At 43.3% G+C, this 24,858-nt stretch carries 21 protein-coding genes and 1 pseudogene; 17 read left to right on the forward strand and 5 right to left on the reverse strand.

Annotation, left to right across the window (positions count from 1 at the left end; all coding sequences use genetic code 11):
* The first annotated feature begins 53 nt into the window (after positions 1 to 53).
* The 11 genes and pseudogenes from AC1RM2_RS18475 to AC1RM2_RS18525 all read left to right on the forward strand — a co-directional run.
* Positions 54 to 1,061: a dipeptide epimerase gene (locus AC1RM2_RS18475; protein WP_492986648.1), complete on the forward strand. Its 1,008-nt coding sequence runs from the start codon at positions 54 to 56 to the stop codon at positions 1,059 to 1,061.
* Between the two features lie 212 nt (positions 1,062 to 1,273).
* Positions 1,274 to 2,758 carry a 1-hydroxycarotenoid 3,4-desaturase CrtD gene (gene crtD, locus AC1RM2_RS18480; RefSeq protein WP_492986649.1) on the forward strand — a complete coding sequence of 495 codons (1,485 nt, stop codon included), beginning with the start codon at positions 1,274 to 1,276 and terminating at the stop codon, positions 2,756 to 2,758.
* 342 nt (positions 2,759 to 3,100) lie between these two features.
* Positions 3,101 to 4,501 (forward strand): aminopeptidase P family protein, encoded by a 1,401-nt coding sequence (locus tag AC1RM2_RS18485; RefSeq protein WP_492986650.1) that lies wholly within the window; start codon positions 3,101 to 3,103, stop codon positions 4,499 to 4,501.
* Between the two features lie 542 nt (positions 4,502 to 5,043).
* Complete coding sequence (locus AC1RM2_RS18490; protein WP_492986651.1) at positions 5,044 to 5,442, forward strand: DoxX family protein; 399 nt, start codon at positions 5,044 to 5,046, stop codon at positions 5,440 to 5,442.
* Positions 5,443 to 5,968: 526 nt separating this feature from the next.
* Entirely contained in the window at positions 5,969 to 7,987 is a 2,019-nt protein-coding gene (locus AC1RM2_RS18495; protein ID WP_492986652.1) for a M13 family metallopeptidase, read from the forward strand.
* Between the two features lie 891 nt (positions 7,988 to 8,878).
* Entirely contained in the window at positions 8,879 to 9,610 is a 732-nt protein-coding gene (locus tag AC1RM2_RS18500; RefSeq protein WP_492986653.1) for a TIR domain-containing protein, read from the forward strand.
* Complete coding sequence (locus AC1RM2_RS18505) at positions 9,610 to 10,248, forward strand: ribonuclease H1 domain-containing protein (protein WP_492986654.1); 639 nt, start codon at positions 9,610 to 9,612, stop codon at positions 10,246 to 10,248. The genes AC1RM2_RS18500 and AC1RM2_RS18505 overlap by 1 nt, the downstream gene beginning before the upstream one ends.
* 53 nt (positions 10,249 to 10,301) lie before the next feature.
* A complete protein-coding gene (locus AC1RM2_RS18510; protein WP_492986655.1) occupies positions 10,302 to 11,177 on the forward strand; it encodes a macro domain-containing protein in 876 nt (291 codons plus the stop codon).
* Positions 11,178 to 11,197: 20 nt separating this feature from the next.
* Complete coding sequence (locus AC1RM2_RS18515) at positions 11,198 to 11,755, forward strand: TIR domain-containing protein (RefSeq protein ID WP_492986656.1); 558 nt, start codon at positions 11,198 to 11,200, stop codon at positions 11,753 to 11,755.
* Positions 11,756 to 11,813: 58 nt separating this feature from the next.
* Entirely contained in the window at positions 11,814 to 12,800 is a 987-nt protein-coding gene (locus AC1RM2_RS18520; protein WP_492986657.1) for a toll/interleukin-1 receptor domain-containing protein, read from the forward strand.
* 174 nt (positions 12,801 to 12,974) lie between these two features.
* Positions 12,975 to 13,142 (forward strand): annotated as a pseudogene (locus AC1RM2_RS18525) (IS256 family transposase); the annotation flags it as partial.
* A gap of 246 nt (positions 13,143 to 13,388) precedes the next feature.
* Here the strand turns inward: AC1RM2_RS18525 and AC1RM2_RS18530 are convergent.
* On the reverse strand, positions 13,389 to 13,847 hold the full coding sequence (locus AC1RM2_RS18530; RefSeq protein ID WP_492986658.1) for a hypothetical protein: 459 nt from the start codon (positions 13,845 to 13,847) through the stop codon (positions 13,389 to 13,391).
* A 124-nt stretch (positions 13,848 to 13,971) separates the two neighbouring features.
* Positions 13,972 to 14,451, reverse strand: a complete 480-nt coding sequence (locus AC1RM2_RS18535) for a transposase (protein ID WP_492986659.1) — start codon at positions 14,449 to 14,451, stop codon at positions 13,972 to 13,974.
* Positions 14,452 to 14,800: 349 nt separating this feature from the next.
* Between AC1RM2_RS18535 and AC1RM2_RS18540 the strand changes: the two genes are divergently transcribed.
* The 3 genes from AC1RM2_RS18540 (at position 14,801) to AC1RM2_RS18550 (ending at position 18,658) form a co-directional block, all read left to right on the forward strand.
* Positions 14,801 to 15,208: an EthD family reductase gene (locus AC1RM2_RS18540; protein ID WP_492986660.1), complete on the forward strand. Its 408-nt coding sequence runs from the start codon at positions 14,801 to 14,803 to the stop codon at positions 15,206 to 15,208.
* A gap of 387 nt (positions 15,209 to 15,595) precedes the next feature.
* Positions 15,596 to 17,650 carry a Kelch repeat-containing protein gene (locus AC1RM2_RS18545; RefSeq protein WP_492986661.1) on the forward strand — a complete coding sequence of 685 codons (2,055 nt, stop codon included), beginning with the start codon at positions 15,596 to 15,598 and terminating at the stop codon, positions 17,648 to 17,650.
* 249 nt (positions 17,651 to 17,899) lie between these two features.
* On the forward strand, positions 17,900 to 18,658 hold the full coding sequence (locus tag AC1RM2_RS18550; protein ID WP_492986662.1) for a hypothetical protein: 759 nt from the start codon (positions 17,900 to 17,902) through the stop codon (positions 18,656 to 18,658).
* A gap of 282 nt (positions 18,659 to 18,940) precedes the next feature.
* On the opposite strand, the gene yiaA is transcribed toward AC1RM2_RS18550, so the two are convergent.
* Positions 18,941 to 19,411, reverse strand: a complete 471-nt coding sequence (gene yiaA / locus AC1RM2_RS18555) for an inner membrane protein YiaA (RefSeq protein WP_492986663.1) — start codon at positions 19,409 to 19,411, stop codon at positions 18,941 to 18,943.
* Between the two features lie 131 nt (positions 19,412 to 19,542).
* On the opposite strand from yiaA, the gene AC1RM2_RS18560 reads away from it, so the two are divergent.
* The gene (locus AC1RM2_RS18560) at positions 19,543 to 21,051 is read left to right on the forward strand and encodes a hypothetical protein (protein ID WP_492986664.1); all 1,509 of its coding nucleotides are present in this window, start codon (positions 19,543 to 19,545) and stop codon (positions 21,049 to 21,051) included.
* A 291-nt stretch (positions 21,052 to 21,342) separates the two neighbouring features.
* Positions 21,343 to 22,491: an AI-2E family transporter gene (locus AC1RM2_RS18565; protein WP_492986665.1), complete on the forward strand. Its 1,149-nt coding sequence runs from the start codon at positions 21,343 to 21,345 to the stop codon at positions 22,489 to 22,491.
* Positions 22,492 to 22,676: 185 nt separating this feature from the next.
* On the opposite strand, the gene AC1RM2_RS18570 is transcribed toward AC1RM2_RS18565, so the two are convergent.
* A complete protein-coding gene (locus tag AC1RM2_RS18570) occupies positions 22,677 to 23,093 on the reverse strand; it encodes an acyl-CoA thioesterase (RefSeq protein ID WP_492986666.1) in 417 nt (138 codons plus the stop codon).
* A 169-nt stretch (positions 23,094 to 23,262) separates the two neighbouring features.
* Between AC1RM2_RS18570 and AC1RM2_RS18575 the strand changes: the two genes are divergently transcribed.
* Positions 23,263 to 24,309, forward strand: coding sequence for a hypothetical protein (locus AC1RM2_RS18575; protein ID WP_492986667.1), 1,047 nt, complete (start codon positions 23,263 to 23,265; stop codon positions 24,307 to 24,309).
* A gap of 210 nt (positions 24,310 to 24,519) precedes the next feature.
* Here AC1RM2_RS18575 and AC1RM2_RS18580 read toward each other — a convergent pair whose 3' ends face one another.
* On the reverse strand, positions 24,520 to 24,858 hold the full coding sequence (locus tag AC1RM2_RS18580; RefSeq protein ID WP_492986668.1) for a hypothetical protein: 339 nt from the start codon (positions 24,856 to 24,858) through the stop codon (positions 24,520 to 24,522).

Below are 24,858 nucleotides of genomic sequence, written 5' to 3' on the forward strand. Positions count from 1 at the left end.
GCCGCAAAGATAAGCACGAAATTCATTCTAAACTTTTAGCTTTGGTTTTTAACATGGAACTGACATATCAACCCTTCGAATTACAACTTAAACACGCTTTTACCATAGCTAAGTTTTCGCGCACTACCACGCCTGTTATGCTGGTGCAGGTAAAACATGAGGGCTTTACCGGCTACGGCGAAGCATCAATGGTGCCTTACATGGGCGAAAGCCACCAAAGCGCTACTGAGTTTTTAAGTAAAGTTGATATTGGCCGGTTTAGTTATCCATTTAATTTTGGGTCGGTAATCGGTCACTTAGATAGCATAGCGCCCGGTAACCCTGCGGTAAAAGCGGCTATTGACATTGCCCTGCATGACCTGGATGGCAAAATTAAAGGCCAGCCTTGCTGGCAGCTTTTGGGTAGTAACCCCGACCTGATGCCTGTAACCAGCTTTACCATCGGTATTGATACACCCGAGATGATCATCAAAAAAGTAAAGGAAGCCGAAGGTTTTAAAGTGATTAAGGTAAAGCTTGGCCGCGATGCGGATAAAGAACTGATTAGCACCATTCGTTCGGTTACAGATGTGCCATTATATGTAGATGCCAACCAGGGCTGGACAGATTTGCAGCAAAGCCTGGATATGACCTATTGGCTGCAGGAGCAGGGCGTGCAGCTGATAGAGCAACCCATGCTTAAAACCGACCCGGATAGCAATGCCTGGCTCACAGAGCGCAGCCCTATTCCCATTATTGGCGACGAGGCCGTACAGCGCTTTGAGGATGTAGAGAAAGCCAAAGGCGTATACACGGGCATCAATATCAAACTCATGAAATCGGCCGGGATGTATGAAGCTAAACGAATGATAAACAAAGCACGCGAACTGGGCCTGCAAATCATGATTGGCTGTATGACCGAAACCAGCTGCGCCGCATTGGCCGGTTTAGCCCTCGCCCCCCAATGCGATTGGGTTGACCTTGACGGCCCCTTCCTGGTAAGCAACAACCCATACCAGATGCCCGGTTTTGCCGATGGTAAGTATATTTTAAATAACGACCCCGGACTGGGATTACAATAAATGCGAATTTATAAACACGAATTTCACGGATGAAGGCTAATTATCACTAATCTGTTTCATAAATTCAAATGATTTGCCCGGCGCACAGGGTTCGTGTTTATTAGTCACATTGGTGAAATTAGTGCCTTATAATCAGCGTCTATTTAAGATTCGTGAAATTCGATTCAATTGGTGAAATTCGTGTCAAAATAAATTATTGACATTCGTGTGAAATGAAAGCTTTAATCATTGGCTCCGGTATAGCAGGCATCGCGACGGCGATAAGGCTTGCGGTGCAGGGCTACCAGGTTGAAGTTTTTGAGGCGAACAGCTATCCCGGCGGTAAACTATCTGAATTTGAGCAGGACGGCTTCCGCTTTGATGCCGGGCCAAGCCTGTTTACGATGCCGCAGTATGTGGATGAATTGTTTACCCTTGCCGGTAAAAACCCCAAAGATTTTTTTAACTACCAAAAGCTGGATAAAGTTTGCCGGTACTTTTATGAAGACGGCACCCAATTAAACGCCTACGCCGATACTGAGCAATTTGCTGCCGAAGTGAATAATGTTACCGGCGAACCTGTTGCATCAATAAAAAAATACCTGGCCAACAGCGCAACCATCTACAATATAACCAATCACGTTTTCCTGGAACAATCGCTGCACCGGCTTAAAACATTTTTGAGCCGGGATACAGCTAAGTCGGTTTTGGGTTTGCCGGGGATAGACGCCTTCCGGACGATGCACAAGGCCAACGCGGGCTATTTTAAAGACGACCGCCTGGTGCAGTTTTATGACAGGTATGCCACCTACAACGGATCAAACCCATATGCTGCCCCGGCGACGCTGAACGTGATACCGCATTTAGAGCAGCATTACGGGGCTTATTTCCCCTTGGGGGGTATGTATAGCATCACGGGCAGTTTAGTTAAACTGGCAGAATCTTTAGGGGTTATATTTCATTACAACTCAAAGGTAGATGAGATAGTTTTAGATGCCCGCAAAGCCACCGGCCTAAAGGTGGGGGATAACACCGTCAACGGCGATGTCATCATATCCAACATGGATGTTTGGTTTACCTATCATAAGTTACTGAGCAGCAGCCCGAAATTGTTCCCCAGGAAGATATTGGGCCAGGAGCGCAGCAGCTCGGCGCTGATATTTTACTGGGGTATCAGCAGGCGGTTCCCTGAACTTGATTTGCATAACATTTTTTTCAGTACCGATTACAAGGCCGAGTTTGACCACATCTGGAAGGATAAAGATATCTTTCACGATCCAACTATCTATCTCAATATCAGCTGTAAATACAAGCAGGATGATGCCCCCGACCGCTGCGAAAACTGGTTTACCATGATCAACGTGCCGGCCAACGTAGGGCAGGAATGGGATACCCTTGTTGCTACCGCCCGCGAAAACATCCTCAAAAAACTCACCCGCATTTTGGGCGACGATATCGAAAGCCTCATCCTATCCGAAACCGTCCTCGACCCGCGGCAGATTGAGAGCAAAACCTCATCCTACCAGGGTTCGTTGTATGGCACCAGCAGCAACAGCCGGTTCGCGGCATTTTTGCGGCATGCCAATAAATCGGCCAAAATTAAAAACCTGTATTTTTGCGGGGGGAGTGTCCATCCGGGCGGGGGGATACCGCTTTGTTTACTGTCGGCAAAAATTGTAAGCGGCTGGATTGCCAATGATTTCCCTCAAACTTCTTAAAGCACGTTTTTGCCAAAAAAACTTCAGTTTTATAGCTAAAAACGACAGAAAACAGGTAAAAAAAACCGCTGTTTATTTCAAAAAAAACATAAAAAATTTCAAACTTTTTCAACTTTAAAAAGTACCCTTAACTTTTGTTAAAAAATTTCCAATAAAAACTCCGCTTTCAAACATCGTCTGCTTTCATAAGTCATAAAATCCGGACTTGTTTTCAATATCGAACACCGAATTCCCAATGTCGAATAATGAAGGGAAAACTTCAGTGTTGGAAATTCATTATTCGATATTATTTTTACTTTCCTTTAATTAACTACATAGGGTTAGGGGGCTTATATTTGCGGCATGGATCTTCAACTATTCGATAAGCAGGTTTATGCCGACCGGCGGCAGGTGTTAACCCAAAACATGGCCAACGATGGCCTTATTGTGCTGCTGGGCAACGAGGAAAGCAGCATGAACTATAAGGATAACCATTTCAGCTACCGCCAGGATAGCAGTTTCCTGTATTACTTCGGGCTGGATGTTGCCGGGCTGGCCGCGGTTATTGATACCGACACCGGCGAAGAAGTAATCTTCGGCAAGGAGCTGAGCATCGACGATATCATCTGGACAGGCGTACTACCTACCGTGAGCGAAATGGCCGCCCTGGTTGGCGTTACCCAAACCCGCCCGTACAACGATATTATCCACTACATCCACAAAGCACAAACCACCGGGCGCAAGCTGCACATACTGCCGCCTTACCGCCCCGAAAATAAAATTAAACTGGCCGCCTGGCTCAATGTGAGCCTGCAGGATGTGGCCGATCATGTTTCGGTAAAACTCATCAAAGCCGTGATTGCCCAGCGGGTGATTAAAACCCCGTTGGAGATTGCCGAAATGGAAAAAGCGGTATCTATAAGTGTGGATATGCAGCTGGCCGTTATCAAAAACACCCGCCCCGGCATTAAGGGATACGAGCTGGTTGCCAAAGCCAACGAGGTTGCCATTGCGGCCGACTCGCGCCTTGGTTACCCGGCCATTATTACGCCCCGCGGCGAAACCCTGCACACCCATTACTACGGCCATACCCTGCAGGACGGCCAGATGCTGCTATGCGACATCGGCGCCGAAAATGCCATGCACTACGGCGGCGATCTTACCCGCACCGTTCCCGTGGGCCAGAAGTTTACCACCCGCCAGGCCGAACTATACGAGGTGGTGCTTAACTCTATGGACCACGCCATCAGCATGCTGAAACCGGGCGTGCGTTATAAAGACATTCACCTGGCCGCCTGCCAGAAACTGGTAGAAGGGCTAAGCCAGGCAGGCATCATGAAAGGCGACCCTGCCGAAGCCGTTACCGCCGGCGCGCATACCATGTTTTTTCAATGCGGATTGGGCCACATGCTGGGTATGGATACCCACGATATGGAAGACCTTGGCGAACCCTACGTAGGCTACACCGATACCCTTAAAAAGGAAACCACCGTTTTCGGCCTCAAATCCCTGCGTCTGGGCCGCGAACTGGAAGCCGGCTACGTACTCACCATCGAGCCCGGCATCTACATCATTCCCGAACTCATCGACCGCTGGCAGGCCGAAAAGAAATATGCCGATTTCATCAACTACGATGTACTGAACACCTACCGCGATTTCGGCGGGATACGGATTGAGGATAACTTTTTGATAACCGATACCGGCAGCCATTTGCTGGGTAAATACTTGCCTAAGAGTTTGAAGGAGATAGAGGGGTTGAAGTAGATGTGCAGATGTGCAGATTAACTTCGTTGAGGGCTTCGCCGTTTCAGATGTGCAGATGAGGGTTGGAATTTTAACTTCTGAATTCATGTGAAGGCCCCAGCGCAATTCCCCTCACTTTTCCCTGTCATGCTGAGGAACGAAGCATCTATTCGCGAACTTTACAGGGCCGCAATGCAAGGTGGAGAACAGATTCTTCGTGCCTACCCATGACAAGTTTTCTTTTCGAGGTGCGTAGGCTTGTCACCCTGAGCCTGTCGAAGGGGTGCGCGGAGAGGCCTTTGCCCACTATGGTTCGACAAGCTCACCATGACAACCCTTTTATGATGTCATCCCCCCTTTATAATCCACAAAAATTACCACTCAGCACAACACCGCTCTTTTACATCGCGCCCCCATAGCGATAATCCCAACCCGCGTGCCGGCCCATGCCTCAAAATGCCTAAGCCACCATCAATAATGCCTAATTGGCTATAAAACCACTGTGGGTTTTAAGGCAGATGCCCCATTTTTGACTCAAATCAAACAAAAAACACACAGAAATCATGACAACAAAAACAGCAAAAACAATTTTTTGGATCGGTACAGCATTAACCTCAATATGGTTTGGCACCAGCGGCATTTGCGAACTTACCACCAATAAAATAGTATGGGATATCACCCTCAAATTGGGCTACCCGGCCTACTTTATTTATGTACTGGGCGTAGCCAAGGTATCGGGCATTACCGTTCTGTTAATCCCCAACAAACTGCTCCGGTTAAAAGAGTGGGTATTTGCAGGCGTATTTTTCGATATCATTTTTGCCTTCTTCTCCAAGCTCATCGTCATCGGTCCATCCGCCACTATCGATGCCCTGGTGGCCTTCAGCATCGTAACCGTAACCTATATCATGTTCAGGGAGGTGTACCCGGCAAGTTATACCAGTGCCGTGGCCGGTGCTTAAAATCAAACGATGGCACCGCGCAGATTGACGAAAGCCCTGCTGTACCGTCAGGGTCTCTCAACTATAGTTAAACTGATGTTCCAAACTATCGTCATTGCGAGGCACGAAGCAATCCCGAACTATGTGGGACTTAGCATGTAGGGGATTGCTTCGTGTGTCGCAATGACGGATATCCGATACTGACAGTCAGTAACTTATAAATATGTCATTATAAGAAACGAAGCAATCGCCAACTGTGCAAACGTCTCCTGAAGCTCTGAGTACTGGCCCCTGTGCGATTCCCCTCTCGAGAGGGGCGGAGGGGTGTGTTATATGCGCGCGACTGAACGCTGAAAAACACACCCCTGCTAACGCGCTTCCCATCGCGCCCCCTCTCGAGAGGGGAACAAAAAGTAAGGGGTTTTAAAAAGACAAAAGCCCCCCATGCAATTCCCTTTTGAGAGTGGACGTAGAATGACGCCACCCTTTTTATATTCCATTCCCCGACATATTCCTAAATTATTACCTTTAACTAAATTGACTGTTTATGAATAAAGTATTTTACCTGTGTGTCGCGTTAGTTGTTTTGGGTGCCTGGAAATACCAGGACGATCACAAAAAAGGTTTTGTTGATGTTGCCGGGATCGACTCCCTCACAAAACCCGGCGATAATTTCTTTCGCTTTGTTAACGGACGCTGGTACGATACCGCCAAAATTGCAGCCGATCAATCGGGCGTGGGTTCGTACAGCTTCATGAACATTCCGCAAAAGCTGCTGCTGCAAAACATCCTGGATAGTGTTTCAAAAGCCCGGAACCCCATGGGCAGTATCGACCAAAAGGTAGGCGATTTTTACGCCTCGGGTATGGATACCGCAACCATTAACCAACGCGGGTACCAGCCCATTAAACCGGTACTGGCACAAATTGATGCTATTGCCAATGTACCTTCACTCATCAAATTTGTAGCTGCGCAACTAAAAACCGGGAACGGCCTGATAATCGACTTTGGTATTTATCCCGATAACAAAAACAGCAGCATCAATATTGCCCATGCATCGCAAACCGGCATTGGTTTGCCAGAGAGGGATTATTATTTTAAAACAGATTCATCTACGCTTGGCATTCAGCAGGCGTATAAAAAATACTTAGGCACCCTGTTCCAGTTAACCGGGAGCAGCCCTGCCGCTGCCACAAAAAACGCGGCTATCGCCTACGGCATCGAGCAGCAAAACGCGGCATCGCATAAAACCAATATTCAATTAAGGGATGTTAACGCCAATTACCATAAGGTAGCGGTTGCCGCCATCAGCAAAACACAACCTAATATAGGCTGGCCAACATTGTTGGCCGAACTGGGTGCAACAACCGACTCGGTTGATATGGGCCAGCCCGCTTATTACGATAAGTTGAACGGACTGTTGAAATCGGTACCCATAACCGACTGGAAAATTTATTTAAAAGCCGCCACCCTCCAAAACTACGCCGAAACATTGAGCAAACCATTTGTAGATGCCACGTTTGAATTTGATAAAGTATTGAACGGGCAGGCCGTACAAAAAACCCGCAGGCAAATCATGACCGAAAACGTCGACAGTTATTTGGGGCAGGCTTTGGGGCAGTTGTATGTGAAACGATATTTTAACGAAGATGCCAAAAAACGCGTGCTGGTACTGGTAAACAACCTGCAAAAATCCTTCGAAAACAGGATCAATCACCTCGACTGGATGAGCGACAGCACCAAACAAAAAGCAAAAGAAAAATTGTACGCCATCACCAAAAAATTAGGCTACCCCGATAAATGGCGCAATTACGATAAGGTACAAATTAACCGCACCAAATACTTTGAAAACATCCTGTGGCTGAAACAAAACGACTATCAATATCAATTGGCCAAGCTGAACAAGCCGGTTGATAAAACAGAATGGGGTACAACGCCATCTACGGTTACCGCTTATTACAATCCCTCGTTTAACGAGGTTGTTTTCCCGGCGGGCATCCTGCAGTTTCCGTATTTCGATTTTGCGGCAGACGACGCTATCAATTACGGCGGCATCGGCATGGTAATTGGCCACGAAATGACGCACGCCTTTGACGACCAGGGCGCGCAGTTTGATAAAGACGGCAACGTAAAAAACTGGTGGACAAAAGAGGATTACGAAAAATTCAGGGCCAAAACAAAACAACTGGCCAATTTATATGGCTCGTTCACCGTTTTAGATACCGTACATATAAAAGGCGCGCTCACCCTGGGCGAAAACACGGCCGACAATGGCGGTATAGCCATAGCCTACGACGCCTTTAAAATGACAGACCAAGGCAAAGGCAACACCAAAATTGACGGCTTCACGCCCGACCAGCGCTTCTTCCTGTCCATAGCCCGCATCTGGCGTGTAAAAACCCGCGACGAGTTCCTGCGCACCTACGTAAACACCAACCCCCACTCGCCCGCCATGTGGCGTGTAAACGGTCCGCTAATGAATTTCGCCCCGTTTTACAAAGCATTTAACGTACAGCCAGGCGATAAAAATTACAAGGCAGAAGAGCAGCGGGTTAAGATTTGGTAGGGGGGCCTCCATTGTTGTCCGGAAGAAAAATAAAAGCGCAGGGGACTGTGCGATTCCTTCCTTGGGGAAGGGGAGGTAGGGGTTAAATCAGGCGTTAATCCCTACCTCCCCTCGCTTGTACAAGCCCTCAACCAAACTAATATCATGGGCGTTCCCGTTGGTAGAAACGGGCCGTGCTTTCCCCTCATACGCGCACAGGGCATTAGGCGCGAGGCCGGTATCCGGTTCAATCACTAACGCGAAAACCGTTAAACAAGAAATCCCCGATGTTATCATACATCCGGGATTTTTTAGCTTCTGGCCGGTGTTACCAACGTAGCAGCCAGGGTTTGCGTTTTAAAATAGCCTTTGTTGGGAACCAATTTGATGATTGTCTTTGGCCTTCCGAGAGGCTAAATGGACGGGGCATAACACCGACCACCGGCTGAATATGCAAATCCCGGATGCGATTAAACATCCGGGATTTGCATATTCATTACTTAGCATGCGGACCATAATGGGGACCCTTGCGATAGCGTTCAAAAGCCATTGCGGTAGCTAGGCGAGAAAGAAAATTGCAAGAGTCATGAAATGTAGGCGTGTGGGATGCCGGATTTCTGCCTTTTTGTCATCCATTAAGAGAAAAGCTGATTTCGTTGCACTTACCTCTCGGTTAATTCACCCGTTACGAAAAGAAATAAATATCAGTTTAAGTAAAAAACACATGCAAAAACAATATCAAACGCAATAAAATAATAATAATAATTATTTTTTTAGCCGCTACACGTTTTTTTTCTTCAAACTGGCAAAAATATTGACTATCAAATAAATACGATTGCACCCAAAAAACTAAATTACTCATTTGATATTATTGGGATTACTTATTGAACAATTATAAATAAATAAAAGATAATGATAAAATTCTACGGAGATCTTTCGACGTTAAAAACGTTATTAGCGGAGCATGGCATCAATGGAAATTGGTCATCGAATGGTGGGACAGATAAATTCACTACTCAAGATGGTGGAATTTTAACTTGGTACCAAAGTACAGGCACCTTGCTAAGTCAAGGAAAAGGGCCTTCCAAATTAAAAATCGATGGGTTAATTAAAAGTTTAAATAAGCCTGAAGAAAGAGCAGCCGTTGTGGTAGCAGAGGATGTGGATACAAATCCAGGACTTTTTGTAGTTTATGGACATGATGAAACCAGCAGGGACCAATTAGAGTTAGTTTTGGGTAAACTTGGCATTCAACCGTTCATACTTGCCAAATCAAGTGGCCAGGGAATGACAATCATTGAAGCATTAGAAAAGCAAGTTGGGCAAAATGGATCGGCAGGAGTTGGAATTGTACTTTTAACTCCCGATGATAGGGGCTATTCGAAAAAAGAAGGTGAAACTGGCATTAAAGATAGAGCCCGTCAAAATGTAATTTTGGAAACGGGCATGTTAATTTCCAAACTCGGTCGTGCCAATACAATCATATTGGTTAAAGGAAGCCTTGAACGTCCATCTGATACTGATGGAATAATCTACCTATCTTATCAAAATCATGTTAAAGAGACTGTCTTAAAATTAGTTGAACGACTGGAAAACGCTGGTTTTAATATCAATCATAAAAAAGCTTTGGAAGCTGCACAATAATGGCAATAAACAAACAAAAATTTTATACTGTTTGGATTGGGCGTAAACCTGGAGTTTATTCTTCGTGGGAGGAATGTCAAATACAGGTAAATGGATTTGAGAATGCTCTTTATAAAAGCTTCCCTACCAAAGAAGAAGCAGACAATGCCTTTAAGCGTGACAGCAAGGAATATATTGGCGTCAATCAATTTCAAACAAGCCTAACAGATTTAGAATTACTTCAAATCGGCAATCCGATTGAGAATAGCATTTGTGTTGACGGCGCTTGGAATACTGCAACCAACGCAACAGAATATCAAGGAGTGACCTATCCTCAAAAGGATAAACTGTTCCAGGCTGGGCCGTTTAGCGCCGGGACCAACAATATTGCGGAGTTTCTTGCAATAGTTCATGCATTAACAATTTGCCAAAATAACTCCTCATTTAAAGCGGTTTACTCAGATAGTAAAACGGCTATTGCTTGGATCAATAAGAAGAAAGCGTCAACAAAAATTGCTCATATAGATGCAAACAATCAAATTATTGGTATAGTACGCAGGGCTGAAGATTGGTTGCTAAAAAATGAATATCAAATTCCAATTCTCAAATGGGAAACCGCGGCTTGGGGTGAAAATCCCGCCGATTTTGGAAGAAAATAACACCAAATTTTATACGTATTTTTATCAAAAAAACCTAATCACTTTAATACATCATGGAGTATTTTTGGCAGTCTATTCGCACTAAATCTTATTGGACATATGCATTATTTTCTATTGATAGCGTAAAGAGTTTTTTAGCAGCATTAGGCGGATTTTGGCTTTTAATCGAAATGGCCAACTTCTTCAAGGTAATTGCATCAGACACATTACCGTCCTACACCTTTATTGTATTAATTCTAATTTCAATCATTATCGTAATTGTTACGAGACGGCCGATTTCGAAAATTACTTATAAATTAGCGGGAAGAGACTTAAACATTGAAGTTGTTATCGGCAATCTGTTTAGATTTAAGGGGCAAAAAGTAATCAGTACAAATACAACTTTTGATACAGATATCGCAAACGGTGTAATCGCCGCTAACAGTTTGCAAGGGCAGTTTACAAATAGTTTCTATCCGCAGCGCATTGGTGTAATGGACCAGGCAATAGATGAGCAGCTTGTGAATATCCCCTTTGAAATCTTCAATAAAATTACTGGCAAAAACAAGAAATATCCTATGGGAACAACCGTCCGCGTAGATATTGGCAATGACGTGTTCTATCTTTTAGCTATGTCAGACCTGAGCTACGATAATACGGCGAAAACAACCTTTGAAAATATTATTGAGTCCATGGATCGATTATGGGAATTTGTAATCGCAAAAGGCGAAAACGATCCCTTAGTGATACCTTTGATCGGTACAGGGAGAGGGAGAATAACAACCAATCGAAAGCGTCTTATTGCCCGAATTGCGCAATCATTCATTCGGGCATCAGAAGACCAGATATTCAGCAATAAATTAGTAATTGTAATCCATCCAAAGGATGCCAAAGAGTACGGCATTAATTTATTCGAAGTCAAAGATTTGCTTAATCATTATTTACCTTAAACTAAATCAAAATAAACCTTATGGCATACAGGAACGGAACCTACGTAGCGTTTCACGCAAACGGAACGAACTATCCTCTCGACTCTGATATAAAATATTATAACTTGCTTAAAGCTTGGGCTGATAGGCAAGATGATTGTTTCACAATGATCAACAGCCATGATAAAACATCTGCTGTAAGAGATAGCAGCTCTAAGGAAACCCTTAAGAGAAGTTTAAGGGAAAGGCTAAAAAATAGTAAACATATGGTGTTAATCATTGGCGAAACCACAAAGCAAGATGATGATTGGATACCATTTGAAATTGAATATGCGGTAGACATCTGTAAACTCCCCCTAATAGTTACCTATATAGGCTACGAATACATTCAAGCTCCCAACCAACTTTCATATAGCTGGCCTTCCGCGTTAAAAAGGAGGATTGATAATCAAACGTTGAGTGCGATTCATATTCCATTTAAGAAACAGGTAATAAACAATGCTATTGGCCAATTTTCACATGATAAGTATCCTTTAGGCGGAGCGTTAGGCATTTACGGAAAAGAAGCTTATGCAAGCTTTGGCATAAGTGTTAAGTAATCAAGCCTTACAATAAGAAAATAAAAAATCATCTGAATTTGTCGATACAATTTAAAATATGGCACATAAATTTTTTATAAGTCATTACAGAGGAGATAAGGCAGTAGCTGAGTTGTTCTCAAATGCTTTAAGACGCATAACCCTTGGTCAAATCAGTCCTTGGTTTTCATCTGATGCAAGTGGAGTAGGTGGACTCAAACCTGGCGGCATATGGTTTAACGACATCCTTTCGATAATTAACCAAAGCAAAGCTGTGGTCACTTTATTGACCCCTAACAGCATTAACAGACCCTGGTTGTATTATGAAGCCGGCATCGGACAAGCATTGGAGGATTGTGAAATAATTCCTGTTTGTATCGGGGTAAATAGGAACGATATTCTGCCGCCTTTGGGTTTATATCAATGTTATCAACTTAACGATTACCGCTCTATAGTCGAATTTTTTTCTAAACTATTGAATCTTTTTGCAATCACTTTTGACGAAGAACTTTCGAGGTTTGTAATAGAAAATCTTGTGAGCGAAATTTCTAAAATTACTTTTGCGAATGAAGAGAAAATAAACGAACCTAATGAGGCGGTCGAAAAAATAATTGAGAATTTCAAAAATCACATAGATAAAAGGTTCCTTGAAGTATTAGAGAAGCCGACCTATACTATTGCTGGCGATAATCTAAATATCAAGATTGACGATTCTAAAGCACAACCGGCACCAGAAGATACTACATACTCTGTACAATTTGACATCGACTTTCCAAAGTTTAAGAATAAAAATCTCTTCATTGATGTTAGACAGAGCGATACTTTTCAAAGTTTAACAAATAACCTTTATTTTATGATTAGTGAGCATGTTGGTGCTTTTAAGTATTTAATACAATGGGTTATAGTGGATCCGCGAACTAATAAACATGTGATTATTCGTGAAATATCGGATCTTATTCCTGCTACTACAGTATTTAAACCTAATACAAAATGGAAAATTGTTAAATTAGATAAACCGTATGATCCAAAGGATAGTACCGATAGGATGCTCAACTACAATTCATAACCCCCCCTTGGCGCAAGTGTTGTGCGGCAGCCTGCGGGTGGCTCACTTGTGCCTTTGTAAAACAACTAATCATTTCGTAATCCTCACACCCGCCAATACTCATGTCCCGGCGTTAGTGTGCCTTTTATATCCTGCAAACGCACAAGTCACCCTGTCCCCATTTCGGCGTTCAAGACTTGCGCCAAGGAGGGATTTACTTCGGATATGACCTTGTTGAAACTGATCTATCTGGCCCATAGCAACATCAAACAAAAATGGACCATGCCACTTTCAAACTGGGCCATGACCGCTCAGAAACTGGCCATTTGGTTTCCCGGAAGAATGATATTAGATTTGATGTAGCAGTCACGCCCGGTCAGGCTCCCGGCCCATGGGCCGGGAGCCTGACCGGGCGTGACACAGTTTATTTTACAGACCCCGAAGAAACACAAAGACTCTTTAGCTAACGCTCTTGCTATGGCGCAATAAAGTATTTAGGCACAAGTACCCGCCGCTCACGGTTACCCCCTCATACTTGCGCCAGGTACGGAACCTGACTGTCAATTGTTAAATCGCTGACAATGGGACTGATACACTACCGCCACGACCTCACTTATATCTTTCAAATATTGGATTCTCAGGATCTTTATTAAATTCAGTACTATCACTAATAAAAAATGAATAAGCGTCGACTGTATGTTTTGGGCCTCCACTATTACCAGGGGATCCTATTGTTTCATCAAAATGAATCTTGTTGTTTATTTCAATTATACTATTCTTATCATAATAATAATCTATCTCATACCAGTCACCAAAGCTCTTATCGTAAGGTATCTTAAAATCTGAAGGATCACCTGTAATCATGTAGACATAACCATTGTTAAAACGAAATGGCTGCACGCTTTTAGCTGTGTCGGTGTAAATAATATTTACCCAACCTTTGTAACCTTTGGGAATAAAATAAATTATCTTATTATCATTTTTTCTGCATGATGAAATACAAAATACTACAGCCAAAGCCGATATGACTATAAAATTTTTTTTACTAATGCTTAAAACGTTCATCATTATTCTCCTTTACCTTTGGGCTTGGTTTTTCTTTATCTTTCTGTGGAGTTTCCCCCTTTGGCGCAAGTGTTGTGCGGCTGCAAGTTGGAGGATCACTTGTGACTTTCTTACGAAATCCCTCGATTTAGTAACAGCACTCAACTTCCATCAAAATACCGCCTTTTTCCTCGTAATTACTGGCACTGCTGTAAAGATAGTCGGCAGCTTCAGCAACCAGACCTGCTTTAACAGGGTTTTGATGAATGTATTCTAATTTTTGCGAAAAGAGATTAGAATTTGGATGTAATTCAATTGGATGGTTTTCCTGCTCCCAAAATTGATAATGGGTGTTGTTACCATTTGCTTTACCGGCATCTGCAAATATGCGAAGCATCCAATCCCGTCTGCTTTCTGAAAGATTACCAATTATTTCCTGAATAATTTTTATCGAAGAAAACTTTTTCATATCCCGCATAATTGCTGATAAGCTTTGTTTTCCTTTACTACTTATAATTAAATGCACATGGTTGCTCATAATCACGTAGCCATGAATGGTCCCTTTTCTCTGATGCAATGCCGAAAGCTTTCTATTAAAATATCCCGGTAAAACTGGCGGTAAAAACATCAACCCATTCTACAACAGCAAATGTTACAAAGTAAATCCCCTCGGGATCAGCGAATTTATATTTTGTGCTCATGCATTAAAAATAGATGATGCTTGCTATAAAAGCAACAACCAAATTCAATTTTTAAGTACATGTCTTGTGCTGGGGCAGGTACCGTAGCTGACCTTTTGCGTGCAATTTGCATGGCTTACAAAAGTCACAAGTGATCCTCCCGCATGCAGCCGCACAACACTTGCGCCAAGGATGTGTAAAAACCTTTAACTTTAGTCGGCATAACGTTTTGTGAATAAATACAATATGTTAATATTTGTATATTCAATTGAACACTTTCAGTTAAATAAACCAATTATGAAATTAAGGCTAATTTTATCATTTCTTCTTTTAACCATTTCTTTTACTGTATTTAGCCAGGAAAAGCAGAACGTAACTATTGTTGAAAAAGGCTTAATTAAAGTAGCTGTCATGTACCCTTATGCCGAAGGCAAAACCTTTAATATGGAATATTATGAATTGAAGCACATGCCAATGGTAGCGCGGTTTTTAGGATCGAATTTGGTTAAATACACCATCGAAAAAGGGATGGCCAGTGGTATCCCAAACCAACCGCTGCCCTTTATGGCTATTGGCACATTTTATATAAAAAGCCTAAGCGACTATCAAACTGCTATCGCGCCAAACAGAGACGCCATTCGTGCTGATTTTTCAAATTATACCAATATTACTCCCGTCATTTTGGTAAGTGAGGTGATAAAGTAAACATACCATTTTTATAAAATGGTATCAGCTTGCTGCCCTTCTCCGCAATAGGGATAGAAGTGGGTACCGGCCCCGCGCTTAAGGCCTGCAGGCGTATGAACGCATAGCCCGGACCGCAAGTATTGCCCGGGAAAAGAATCAAGAGACAAGAATCAGGAATCAAGATTTTTAATACGTAAATATTTTCCTTCAGCCCCACTGACAGGCAAACGCCATGCTAAGCATACGCCACGCAAATCCCGGATGTTATAATATATCCGGGATGGATAGATTGTTTTTAAGCCATAGCAGCTCTTTTTCCGTTTAAACAGATTTGAGAAGCATAATACAGCCAACTTTCAAAATATTTACATATTTTTAGTTTTTGAAAACCTTATCACTCATTTAATGAAAGTACTAAACATCCCATTCTTTTACATACTTGTTATCCTGTTGTTTGCCGGCTGTAAAAAGGATAAACAGGATACGCCTAATCCCGATAGCAACAAGCCCGATATTGAAACTGTTGATGCTACTGTTTATCCGGATGGCGGTGTTACGTTAAAAGGCAGGATAAATAAACTGCCTTTGGGGTTAAAGCAATTGGGTTTCGTCATCTCGACAGACAGCCTTTTAAAAACACCATTAAATATAGTTTTACTCAAACAAATTCCTTTAACCGGCAACTTCACCGTTGATATTAACGGAGGTATAATTAAGGATAAAAAATATTATTACGCGGCTTATGAAGTGGATTCGACTTTTCGGTATAAGCTTTATAATAAAAAATATTTTGTCGCCAGCGGATCAAGAAAAGTCAAAATCAACTCCATATATCCTCTTAAGGCTGATATTGGCGACACGCTCACGATAACAGGCAAATACTTTACCGGACAACCTATCACCGTAAAATTTGATCAGCAACCTGCTGATCTTATACCTAAAAGCGACAGCGTACTGCAAGTAGTGGTGACACCTTATTTAACAAACGCTAAACCACTGATAACGCTGAGCGCCAACAGCCAGACAGATACCCTTAGCGATAAATTTTCGCTGTTTGCACCGGTCATAACCAACTTTACATTAAGCGGTACTTTTAGGGATGTGGTTGTTATAAACGGCGATCACTTCAGAAGTGTAACCGGAACCACTGAAGTTAAATTCGGTAATATTAAAGCTACTATACAAAGTGCAGGCAAAAAGCAGTTACAAGTGATAGTGCCCGATGATTTGGAACATAGTGCAAGTAAGGTAACTGTTACTGCCCAATTTCAAAGTACAACCGGCGCTGGTGTGTTTCAAATAACAAAGCCCCAGATCACAAAAGCTACACTATCTGGCTATGTTGGTGATGTTGTTACTATTGAAGGAAAATATTTTCACCCCGATGGTTATCGAAATGGCGTTATCTTCGAAACAACGGCCGCCGGTTCTGTTTCCGGAAACACCACTAAGTTAACGGCCGAAATACCAAACGGCGGTTACCCAAGGCGAAAGGCCACTATAAAAGTAAAAGTGCTGGACGATATTGTTGCCTATAATGTTGATTTAAAAATTAATGATAAATGGGTGGTAGTGAATAACAGCCTGCCGTTTTCGCTTGGTTACACGGTAGGTGCGTTTACCATTAATAATGTTAGCTATGTAGTGGCAGCATTGGATAATGATTACCAGACAAAGTATCTATGGCGGCTTAACCCGGCCGATTTTTCATGGCAGCGCATCAGTATGCCCTTTGGTTTCGAGACCGGGTTGGTTACAGCTGTAGGTGGCAAAGCATACTTATTTGCCAATTCAAGCAGTTCAAGCAGTTTTTGGGAGTACGATGCAGCAAGCGGTAGCTGGACAAAGAAAGCCAACTTCACCACCAACCCAAGGCACGCAGCTACCATATTTTCAATAGGCACCAAAATATACCTTGGCCTGGGCTTTTTGTACAGCAGTAACAGCAACAACAACGACCCCGACAACTCATTTTACGAATACAATATTGCACAAAACGTATGGAAAAGGGTTGCCGATTACCCTGCACAGTTTAGTGATGGCGTAAGAGTTAATGCAACATCGTTTACGCTTGGTAATACAGCTTATGTTGGGGGTGGCGCAAGCAACACCGGAATGTACAGTTATTACAGCTATGCACCTGCAGCTAATTCGTGGACAAAGATTGCCGACTTTCCGGATGCACGCAGCAATGCTATTCCTTTTACAATTAACGGTTACGGCTATGTAGCAGGAGGTATCCCGGTTGGCGGCTCGCCTTACCGTGATTATTATAAATACAATGCAACTGCCAACACCTGGACAAAGATGAATGAAACAATTGGCATATGGCCTTTAGGTGCAACTGGCATTGATTATGGGTTTTCTTTTATCAATAATGGCAATGTATACATAGGTTGTATGGGAAGCGGCACCGGCACCTTTCAGTTGCTCCAGGCTTATGGTAGCCAGCTAAATTGATAGTATTTCTTTTGCAAAGCAAATGGTACCGACCACAGGCTAAACAAGAAATTGTAAAGCATGTCCAGTCTATTCTAACCTTTCCTCCGCAATAGGGATAGAAGTGGGTACCGGCCCCGCGCTTAAGGCCTGCAGGCGTATGAACGCATAGCCCGGACCGCAGGTATTGCCCTTATTTGTATTAAATAAAAGGATTTTTTACGATTATTTTAGTATGTTAGTATCAGCAATTATACCTGAAAGCTTTAAATGACGATAACTAAAACCATCCTGTTTTTTTTGATTGTTGTTATTTTGCCTTGTGACCTGAAAGCACAGAGGTACCCGCTGGCCGACTTTACAGAAACTACATTGCCCAGGCCCGGTTCTGATGAATGGAATGAATTTTTAAAAGGCACTTTTGGTTTTAAAGTTGCCATAAAAGGAGACAAGTTAAAAATAAAATATTACGATACAAACGACCGGGATACGGAGGTTGAACTCCGTGTAGAAAATGGCAGGATAGTAGGAACTGACGAAGGGGAATTTTGGGGACAATTAAAGTTTTTTGATGATGCTGATAGAATGACGGTTATAAAACGTGGTAACTTTCCGTTTGTATTTAATTATAAGGATGACGTGTATTTCATTGATACTTCTGCTCCTGTAAAACATGACACAATTTCCCTGGAAAGTATACCGCAGGGCGCTCTTTATAAACTCGTTTGGAAAAATGATGAATATAGCTATTTAAAAATCTTTGAGTTTGATGAATTCCCTTTGGGATTATGCATGGTAAATGAAGATATTTTGGCAGTATCCTGGAATTATGTTTACAGAATACACAACTTGCAGAAAGAGATTATTTTTAAAAAAGAACTTATATTTGATAATACCCTTAACCTGGGTTTTAGCCTAAATTCAATAGCTGCCGGCGATGCCCGCCACATTTACATAGGCACAGAAGGTGGGTACCTGCAATTCGATCCGCTTAGCAAATTGTGCAAATACTATAAATATAGAAAATGACACCCCTTGACGCAAGTGTTGCGCGCCTGCATGCGGGAGGATGCCCCCTCTCTGTCGCAATAGGGATAGAAGTGAGTACCGGCCCCACGCACAAGGCCCAATGTCATTAAGTTAAGAAAAACAGAAGTGAAAAATAATATCGAACACTGAATATCGAATGTCCAACACCGAAATTTTCGGTTCGTTATTCGAAATTGGATATTCAGTGTTCGATATTAAATTCATTTAAAAACCCCGCAGGCCTCGTTAAAACAAGGGCGCTGCGGGGTGGTAACCGCTACGTTACAGTTCTTTGTCATCTATCAGTTTGGCGTCGCGGGTGTTTTTTTGGACGGCAATGGCCGAGAACATGCTGAGGCAAAATGCCATGGCGTAGAAGCCTTTCTCGCTTCGGGCCAGGTCGGTATTCCACAGGCCGATGGTTAATAAAACCATTGCGGCGATGGTGGCAAACCAGCTGAGGCCGTAGTACAGGTCGGTAACGGCCAGCCCTTCGGCCCTGTCCCTTACGCTTTTTTGTACCGAGATAACGGCGAATAAGCCAAATAAAAGAATGGTGAAATAATAGCCTTTTTCGTTCAGCTGGATAGTTGCATTCCATAAGCCTACGCAGTAGCCTATTACGCCCACCAATAAGGCAAACCACGAGGCTCCTATAAAGGCGGCGGTTGGTTTTAACGGGTTTCTTTTAATCTTGTCGCCATATTTTCCAAAGGCTGAATTTTCGTCTGTTTTGTTTTGTAGCGGTTCCATGTTTGTTTTGTTTTGGTTGTTAATATGGAAGCAAATGTGCGATGTAAAACCGGCCTGCAAAAATCATATTATGTAAATTACTGACGATATAATTGTATTTAATGTACATTTACAAGCATTAACAGAACTATATGGATTCACTATCGGAGTTAGTTAACCTGCTCAATAATACCGATAAAACACTCTTCAGGCAGTTTCTGCAGCGCAAAAACAAAAGGGACGATGTAAAAAACCTGGCCTTACTTGATTTGATAGAAACTGACGATATAGCTGGCATAAACAAACTATATAAACCCGAAAAAAATAAAGATGCCTACCATGCCTTACGCAAAAGGCTGCAGGATAATTTGCTACTGTTTTTATCGCAAAAAACCTTCGAGAGCAGCCATGCCGAAACTTACGATGCTTTGCGCCTGGTGGTGGTAGGGCGTTTTTTGTTAGAAAACGATGTGCATAAGGTAGCCTTCAAATGCCTGGATAAGGCCGAAAGGCTGGCCAATCACCTGGAGCAATTTAATTTATTGAATGAGCTTTTGCTATTGAAGCTGCAATATGCCCATCTGGAGGGAGCCGAAGACCTGGATGCCCTCACCGCGCGCTTTACCCAAAACCAGTTGCACATGCAGCGCGAAGCCAAGCTGAATATAGCCTACGCCTTTTTGAGGCAGGAACTACAGGCGATACACCTGCAAGGGAAGATAGTGAATTTGACCAGCCTGGTGATCACCACCATCAGGAAATACAAAATCTCGGCCCAGGACCTGATGACCTATAAATCCATCTACCAGATCCTTTTTATCGCCAATGAATACGCGGCGATACAGCAAAATTATGGATTGATAGAGCGCTACGTTAAGCGGACGGATCAGTTTATGCAGGGCCAGGCGGGTAAAAAGCAGTCGTACCTTTTTTACCATATCTCTATCCTGTACTTTTTGGCCAACTTTCACCTGCGGCGAAAGGATTTTGCCAGGAGTGCATCCTATTTAAAGCAGATGATGGATTTAATGGAAACGGATAGCCGTTACCATGCGGTATTTTATTTACGCTACCAGTTACTCCACGGCCTTAACCTGTTCTTTACAGGCTTTGCCAACGACGCCATTGGGATGCTACAGGAATCGCTCGCGAAAACCAACAACCGGAGCAAGCCGGAAGATATAGAAGATGTACGCATATGCCTGGCCATGTTTTTGGCCCTGTGCAACAACCAGCAAAGTTTAAAACAGCTCATGTTACTAACACGCACCGATGCCTGGTACGAAAAAAAGATGGGCATGTTGTGGACCATCCGCAAAAACCTGATGGAAATTCTGGTGCATGCACAGTTCTCCAACATCGACGTTGCCATGTCGCGGCTAACCAGTTTTAGGCGGCGGTATAAGAAGTACCTGCTGAAAACTTCGGAAGAGCGGGTACTGATATTCCTGAAGTTGGTAGAAAAGTACCTGCAAAAGCCTGATGTGGTTTTTGAACCCACGTACCGGGAGCAGGTTTTAACCCTGGCCGGCAAGGCAGAAAATAATGACATTTTCACGCTAAGCTTTATAGCCTGGCTGATAGCACGTCGGGAGAAAAAAACAGCTTATGAAGTGGTGCTGGGTTTGGTAAAGGGGGCCAAAGATCACGGTGTTTTGTAGAGACGCATCACATGCGTCTCCCCCATGCAAATCAGACTGGCGGGAGGCGCATGTGATGTGCCTCTACAGGGGCTGCAACGGACTTGCATATGCGTGGGTGTTCTTTCGCTTTTTAGCATCCCGGAATGTTCGCAATAGGGATAGAAACGGGTACCGGCCCTGCGCGGAATGCCTGCAGGCGTATGCATAGCCCGGGCCGCAGGCATTGCTATTGTGAAAAATAATGGCTGCACGGAGATGCCCGTTATTTTATAACTTTACGCCAATGCACCACATGTGCCTGCCTTAACCATGGACCTGAAAACCCTTACTAAACTTCCGTTTTATATTAAACTGGCCTGCGTATTGTTCAGCCTGTTTGCCATTGGTTACCTGGTGATCATTGGCAAAGAGATTCTCTCGCCGTTGATATTTTCGTGCCTGTTCTCGATTTTGCTGCTGCCGGTGGCCGCCTTTTTAGAGAAGTGGCTGCGTTTGCCGCGAAGCGCCGCCTCCATGATGGCTGTGGTGCTGCTGTTATCGCTGATAGGGTTATTAATCTATGTCATCGCCTCACAAATTGCCGATTTGGCAAAGGATTGGCCTCGGTTCCAGGCACAAATAAACCAATCGATGTGGGAGTTCAGGGGCTGGGTGCAGGATACTTTCCACGTAACCCGCGGTAAACAGCTCAGGGTGGTCAATTCGGCGGCCAGCAAGGTAATGTCGCCAGATCCCGCGGTATTGGGGGCAACGGTGCTGTCGTTATCGTCTATCCTGCTGTTTTTGGTGTTTACTTTTATTTATACGTTTTTCTTTTTGCTATACCGCCGGCTGATCATGAAATTCCTGGTATCTGTTTTTTTGGACGAAAATAAAGCTACGGTGCATGAGGTGATTGAACAGGTGCAGCGCATTATCCGCAAGTACATCATTGGTTTGCTTATTGAAATGAGTATTATAGCAACAGGCGTGAGCGTGGCATTCAGCTTTATGGGTGTGCAGTACGCCATTTTGCTGGGTTTGATTACAGGGGTGTTTAATATTATCCCTTACGTAGGTATTTTTAGCGCGCTGGTAGTTAGCGCCGTGGTTACGCTGGGCACATCGCCGGATAGTAGTAAAGTTATATGGGTGATGGTTACGCTGGTTGTTACCCATTTAATTGACAGCAATGTATTACTGCCGATTGTTGTTGGCTCCAAAGTAAGAATTAACGCTTTGATTACCGTGCTTGGCGTGGTAGTGGGCGAAATGATATGGGGCATACCGGGCATGTTCCTGTCAATCCCCAGCATAGCGGTGCTAAAAATTATTTTCGACAGGGTAGAAAGCCTGCAACCCTGGGGCATTATCCTGGGCGATGACGAAAAGGAACAAAACCACCTGGCCAAAGGCACCAGGGTGAAAAAGAAGAAGGCCATTATTGAGGATGTGGAACCATCGGTGGGCCCCACCTAAATCCTCCCCGGTAGGGAGGACTTTAAAAAAATGACCGATTGAGTTAAGAAAAACAGAAGGGCAAATAATATCGAACACTAAATTTCGAATGTCCAACACCGAAGTTTTTTCTTCATTATTCGATATTGGACATTCGTTGTCCGATATTAAACCGGTCTTAATTTCTTAACTAATCTCCTATCTGCTCAATCTTCTAATACCGGCGCATCTTTAATTTTTTCCAATACCGATGCGGGCAGGTAGGGGCGGCCGCCGGTGGCGGGTACGCAAGTGCCGGTGAATATGGCTTTGGTCATTACCTTATTATTAAAAATGATGGATTGTTTAAAGTGCAGTTTGGGCAAGCCGGCCTTGTCGGTATATAAAGTGCAGGTAACTGTAAATTCATCCCCCTTTTTTAACGACCGTAAAAAACTGATGCTGTAGTTGGATAGCACCATATAAACACCATTGTTGGCCTCGGTTTCAAAATCAAAACCCAGCACTTCCCTGATATAATCATGGCGGCAGTATTCCATATAAAACGGGTAGTATAGGCCATCCATAATTTGCTGTACATCTATGTGCTCGTCTTTGGCGACGTAAGTTTTTGAGTATTCCATGGTAGTTGATTTTAACAGGTAGCCCGCAAATATATGGCAATCTGTTGTATGGTGTCCGCCCCAATTGAAGAATATTATCAGGTGAAAAATTTATTCGGGCCAATTTGCGCCGTTTAAATTTGATTATATTTAAATCATATTTCACGGCCTTTTACCGGGAATAGTAAACATGAAACCTTTATCCGGGCTTTTGTTCATCACCCTGTTGCTTTGCACAATTGCGCCTGAAAGCGCCATCGCTCAAAATCAGTATTTTGCTGTTAAACCTGTTAAATATGAGTCGTTTGCGCGCGAACTTCACTTCCCAGTGTTTTATAGCGATTCGGCACACGCGTTACCCACTGAAAAAATAAACCAGCTATTGCAGCTATCCGAACTGGAAATGCTGAATGGGTATCAAACCAAAACCATATTCGAGCGCGTTAACTATGACAACGGCACTATTTACGGCGGCAAAACGGAGATGACTTATGGGGTATATACCAATAACAGCAAGGTACTGAGCCTTGGTTTTAATGAAGCGAGCAGCGGAATGACCACTGCCTCCTGGCTTCGTTATTATAACTTTAACCCCGGCAATGGCGACCTGGTACAACTGCCAGACCTGTTTACCCCAGCCGGATTTAAACAGTTTAAAAGCCAGGCTATTAAGAAAAGTGTAAGCGCGTTTAAAAAACAAATCCATGACGCCGGCGTGCAGGACAGTGTATGGCAAGAAGTCATCGACAATTTGAAAGACGACATTGCCGAAGATTTTTATATCAAAGGCCACTCCATCATTTTAGACGGCGAAAACCGCCTGTCGAAACGTCAAAAAGGTTGGGATATGGTGATTCAATTTAACCTCCCTTCATTTAGTAAATACCTGAGTGATTACGGAAAATGCATTTTCGGGTTAAAAACCGGCCCGGTAGCCCAATACAAATCAAAATCCCTGCACCAGCTTTTTACCGGTAAAATCGACAAGTCCGCCATATTATTTGTGCTATGGCCAGATAAAAAGACATGCGAAGGCATTTATTGCTACCAAAAATATGGCCGGGGCATTACCGTTAGCGGCGATTTTTTAAACGGGCGAATAAATGTAGAGGAAGAAAGCGATGGCCTTAAAATCAAGCCGCACATCGCAGGCAGGGTAACTGCCGATTCGATAATTGCAACCTGGACAAAAACTAAAATCAGCCGGCCGCTGCCGTTTGTTGTTTACAGGAAGTGATGGTAATAAAATAAGTTCTTGCTTCAACAGTCTCAAATCTCATATCTAAGTAGTGCGTTTCCCCGCAGGAAGAAGCTGTGGTGTGTACACAGGTTTTTAATAAAAGGAAATGTTATACGAATGAGCGGGTGCAGGGAAAAGGAGGGACCGTGCTTTCCACTTTAGTTCCTTGTCTTAGATAACTTTTAGGGTAGTATCTCAGTTTGATTGTTAACGCGGAGCGATAGAATCAAAAAATATTTTTGCCCACTCAATATCATCTTGTTTGCTTACAGAAATAACACATACAAGTATTTGATTTTTCGATTTCCTTGCCCCTTTGAACTGCCAACCATTGGCATCTTTCAAAATTGTTGGTTTACTGATGGAAGAATCAGTAAAGAAAACATCACGGCCACTAACGTGAAGCACTGAAAAGTATATCACTCGGGTGCCATCTTTATTAAGATATTGGAGAGAGTCATGGTTTTCAATTATATCAAAATCCGCGATATCTCCAAAACTCCAGTTCTTGTGGATGGGCTTTTTTCTTTTGAGCCAATTAAACAT

This window comes from Mucilaginibacter sp. GW822-FHT03E02 (assembly GCF_058801545.1).

What these genes read in the sequence shown, in the direction of transcription:
- AC1RM2_RS18540 (WP_492986660.1), top strand. Translation starts at nt 14,801, where the DNA reads ATGAAATTAAGGCTAATTTTATCATTTCTTCTTTTAACCATTTCTTTT.
- AC1RM2_RS18530 (WP_492986658.1), bottom strand. Translation starts at nt 13,847, where the DNA reads ATGATGAACGTTTTAAGCATTAGTAAAAAAAATTTTATAGTCATATCG.
- AC1RM2_RS18580 (WP_492986668.1), bottom strand. Translation starts at nt 24,858, where the DNA reads ATGTTTAATTGGCTCAAAAGAAAAAAGCCCATCCACAAGAACTGGAGT.
- AC1RM2_RS18505 (WP_492986654.1), top strand. Translation starts at nt 9,610, where the DNA reads ATGGCAATAAACAAACAAAAATTTTATACTGTTTGGATTGGGCGTAAA.
- AC1RM2_RS18550 (WP_492986662.1), top strand. Translation starts at nt 17,900, where the DNA reads ATGACGATAACTAAAACCATCCTGTTTTTTTTGATTGTTGTTATTTTG.
- AC1RM2_RS18475 (WP_492986648.1), top strand. Translation starts at nt 54, where the DNA reads ATGGAACTGACATATCAACCCTTCGAATTACAACTTAAACACGCTTTT.
- AC1RM2_RS18485 (WP_492986650.1), top strand. Translation starts at nt 3,101, where the DNA reads ATGGATCTTCAACTATTCGATAAGCAGGTTTATGCCGACCGGCGGCAG.
- AC1RM2_RS18545 (WP_492986661.1), top strand. Translation starts at nt 15,596, where the DNA reads ATGAAAGTACTAAACATCCCATTCTTTTACATACTTGTTATCCTGTTG.
- AC1RM2_RS18575 (WP_492986667.1), top strand. Translation starts at nt 23,263, where the DNA reads ATGAAACCTTTATCCGGGCTTTTGTTCATCACCCTGTTGCTTTGCACA.
- AC1RM2_RS18565 (WP_492986665.1), top strand. Translation starts at nt 21,343, where the DNA reads ATGGACCTGAAAACCCTTACTAAACTTCCGTTTTATATTAAACTGGCC.
- AC1RM2_RS18495 (WP_492986652.1), top strand. Translation starts at nt 5,969, where the DNA reads ATGAATAAAGTATTTTACCTGTGTGTCGCGTTAGTTGTTTTGGGTGCC.
- AC1RM2_RS18510 (WP_492986655.1), top strand. Translation starts at nt 10,302, where the DNA reads ATGGAGTATTTTTGGCAGTCTATTCGCACTAAATCTTATTGGACATAT.
- AC1RM2_RS18570 (WP_492986666.1), bottom strand. Translation starts at nt 23,093, where the DNA reads ATGGAATACTCAAAAACTTACGTCGCCAAAGACGAGCACATAGATGTA.
- AC1RM2_RS18490 (WP_492986651.1), top strand. Translation starts at nt 5,044, where the DNA reads ATGACAACAAAAACAGCAAAAACAATTTTTTGGATCGGTACAGCATTA.
- yiaA (WP_492986663.1), bottom strand. Translation starts at nt 19,411, where the DNA reads ATGGAACCGCTACAAAACAAAACAGACGAAAATTCAGCCTTTGGAAAA.
- AC1RM2_RS18535 (WP_492986659.1), bottom strand. Translation starts at nt 14,451, where the DNA reads ATGTTTTTACCGCCAGTTTTACCGGGATATTTTAATAGAAAGCTTTCG.
- crtD (WP_492986649.1), top strand. Translation starts at nt 1,274, where the DNA reads ATGAAAGCTTTAATCATTGGCTCCGGTATAGCAGGCATCGCGACGGCG.
- AC1RM2_RS18560 (WP_492986664.1), top strand. Translation starts at nt 19,543, where the DNA reads ATGGATTCACTATCGGAGTTAGTTAACCTGCTCAATAATACCGATAAA.
- AC1RM2_RS18520 (WP_492986657.1), top strand. Translation starts at nt 11,814, where the DNA reads ATGGCACATAAATTTTTTATAAGTCATTACAGAGGAGATAAGGCAGTA.
- AC1RM2_RS18500 (WP_492986653.1), top strand. Translation starts at nt 8,879, where the DNA reads ATGATAAAATTCTACGGAGATCTTTCGACGTTAAAAACGTTATTAGCG.
- AC1RM2_RS18515 (WP_492986656.1), top strand. Translation starts at nt 11,198, where the DNA reads ATGGCATACAGGAACGGAACCTACGTAGCGTTTCACGCAAACGGAACG.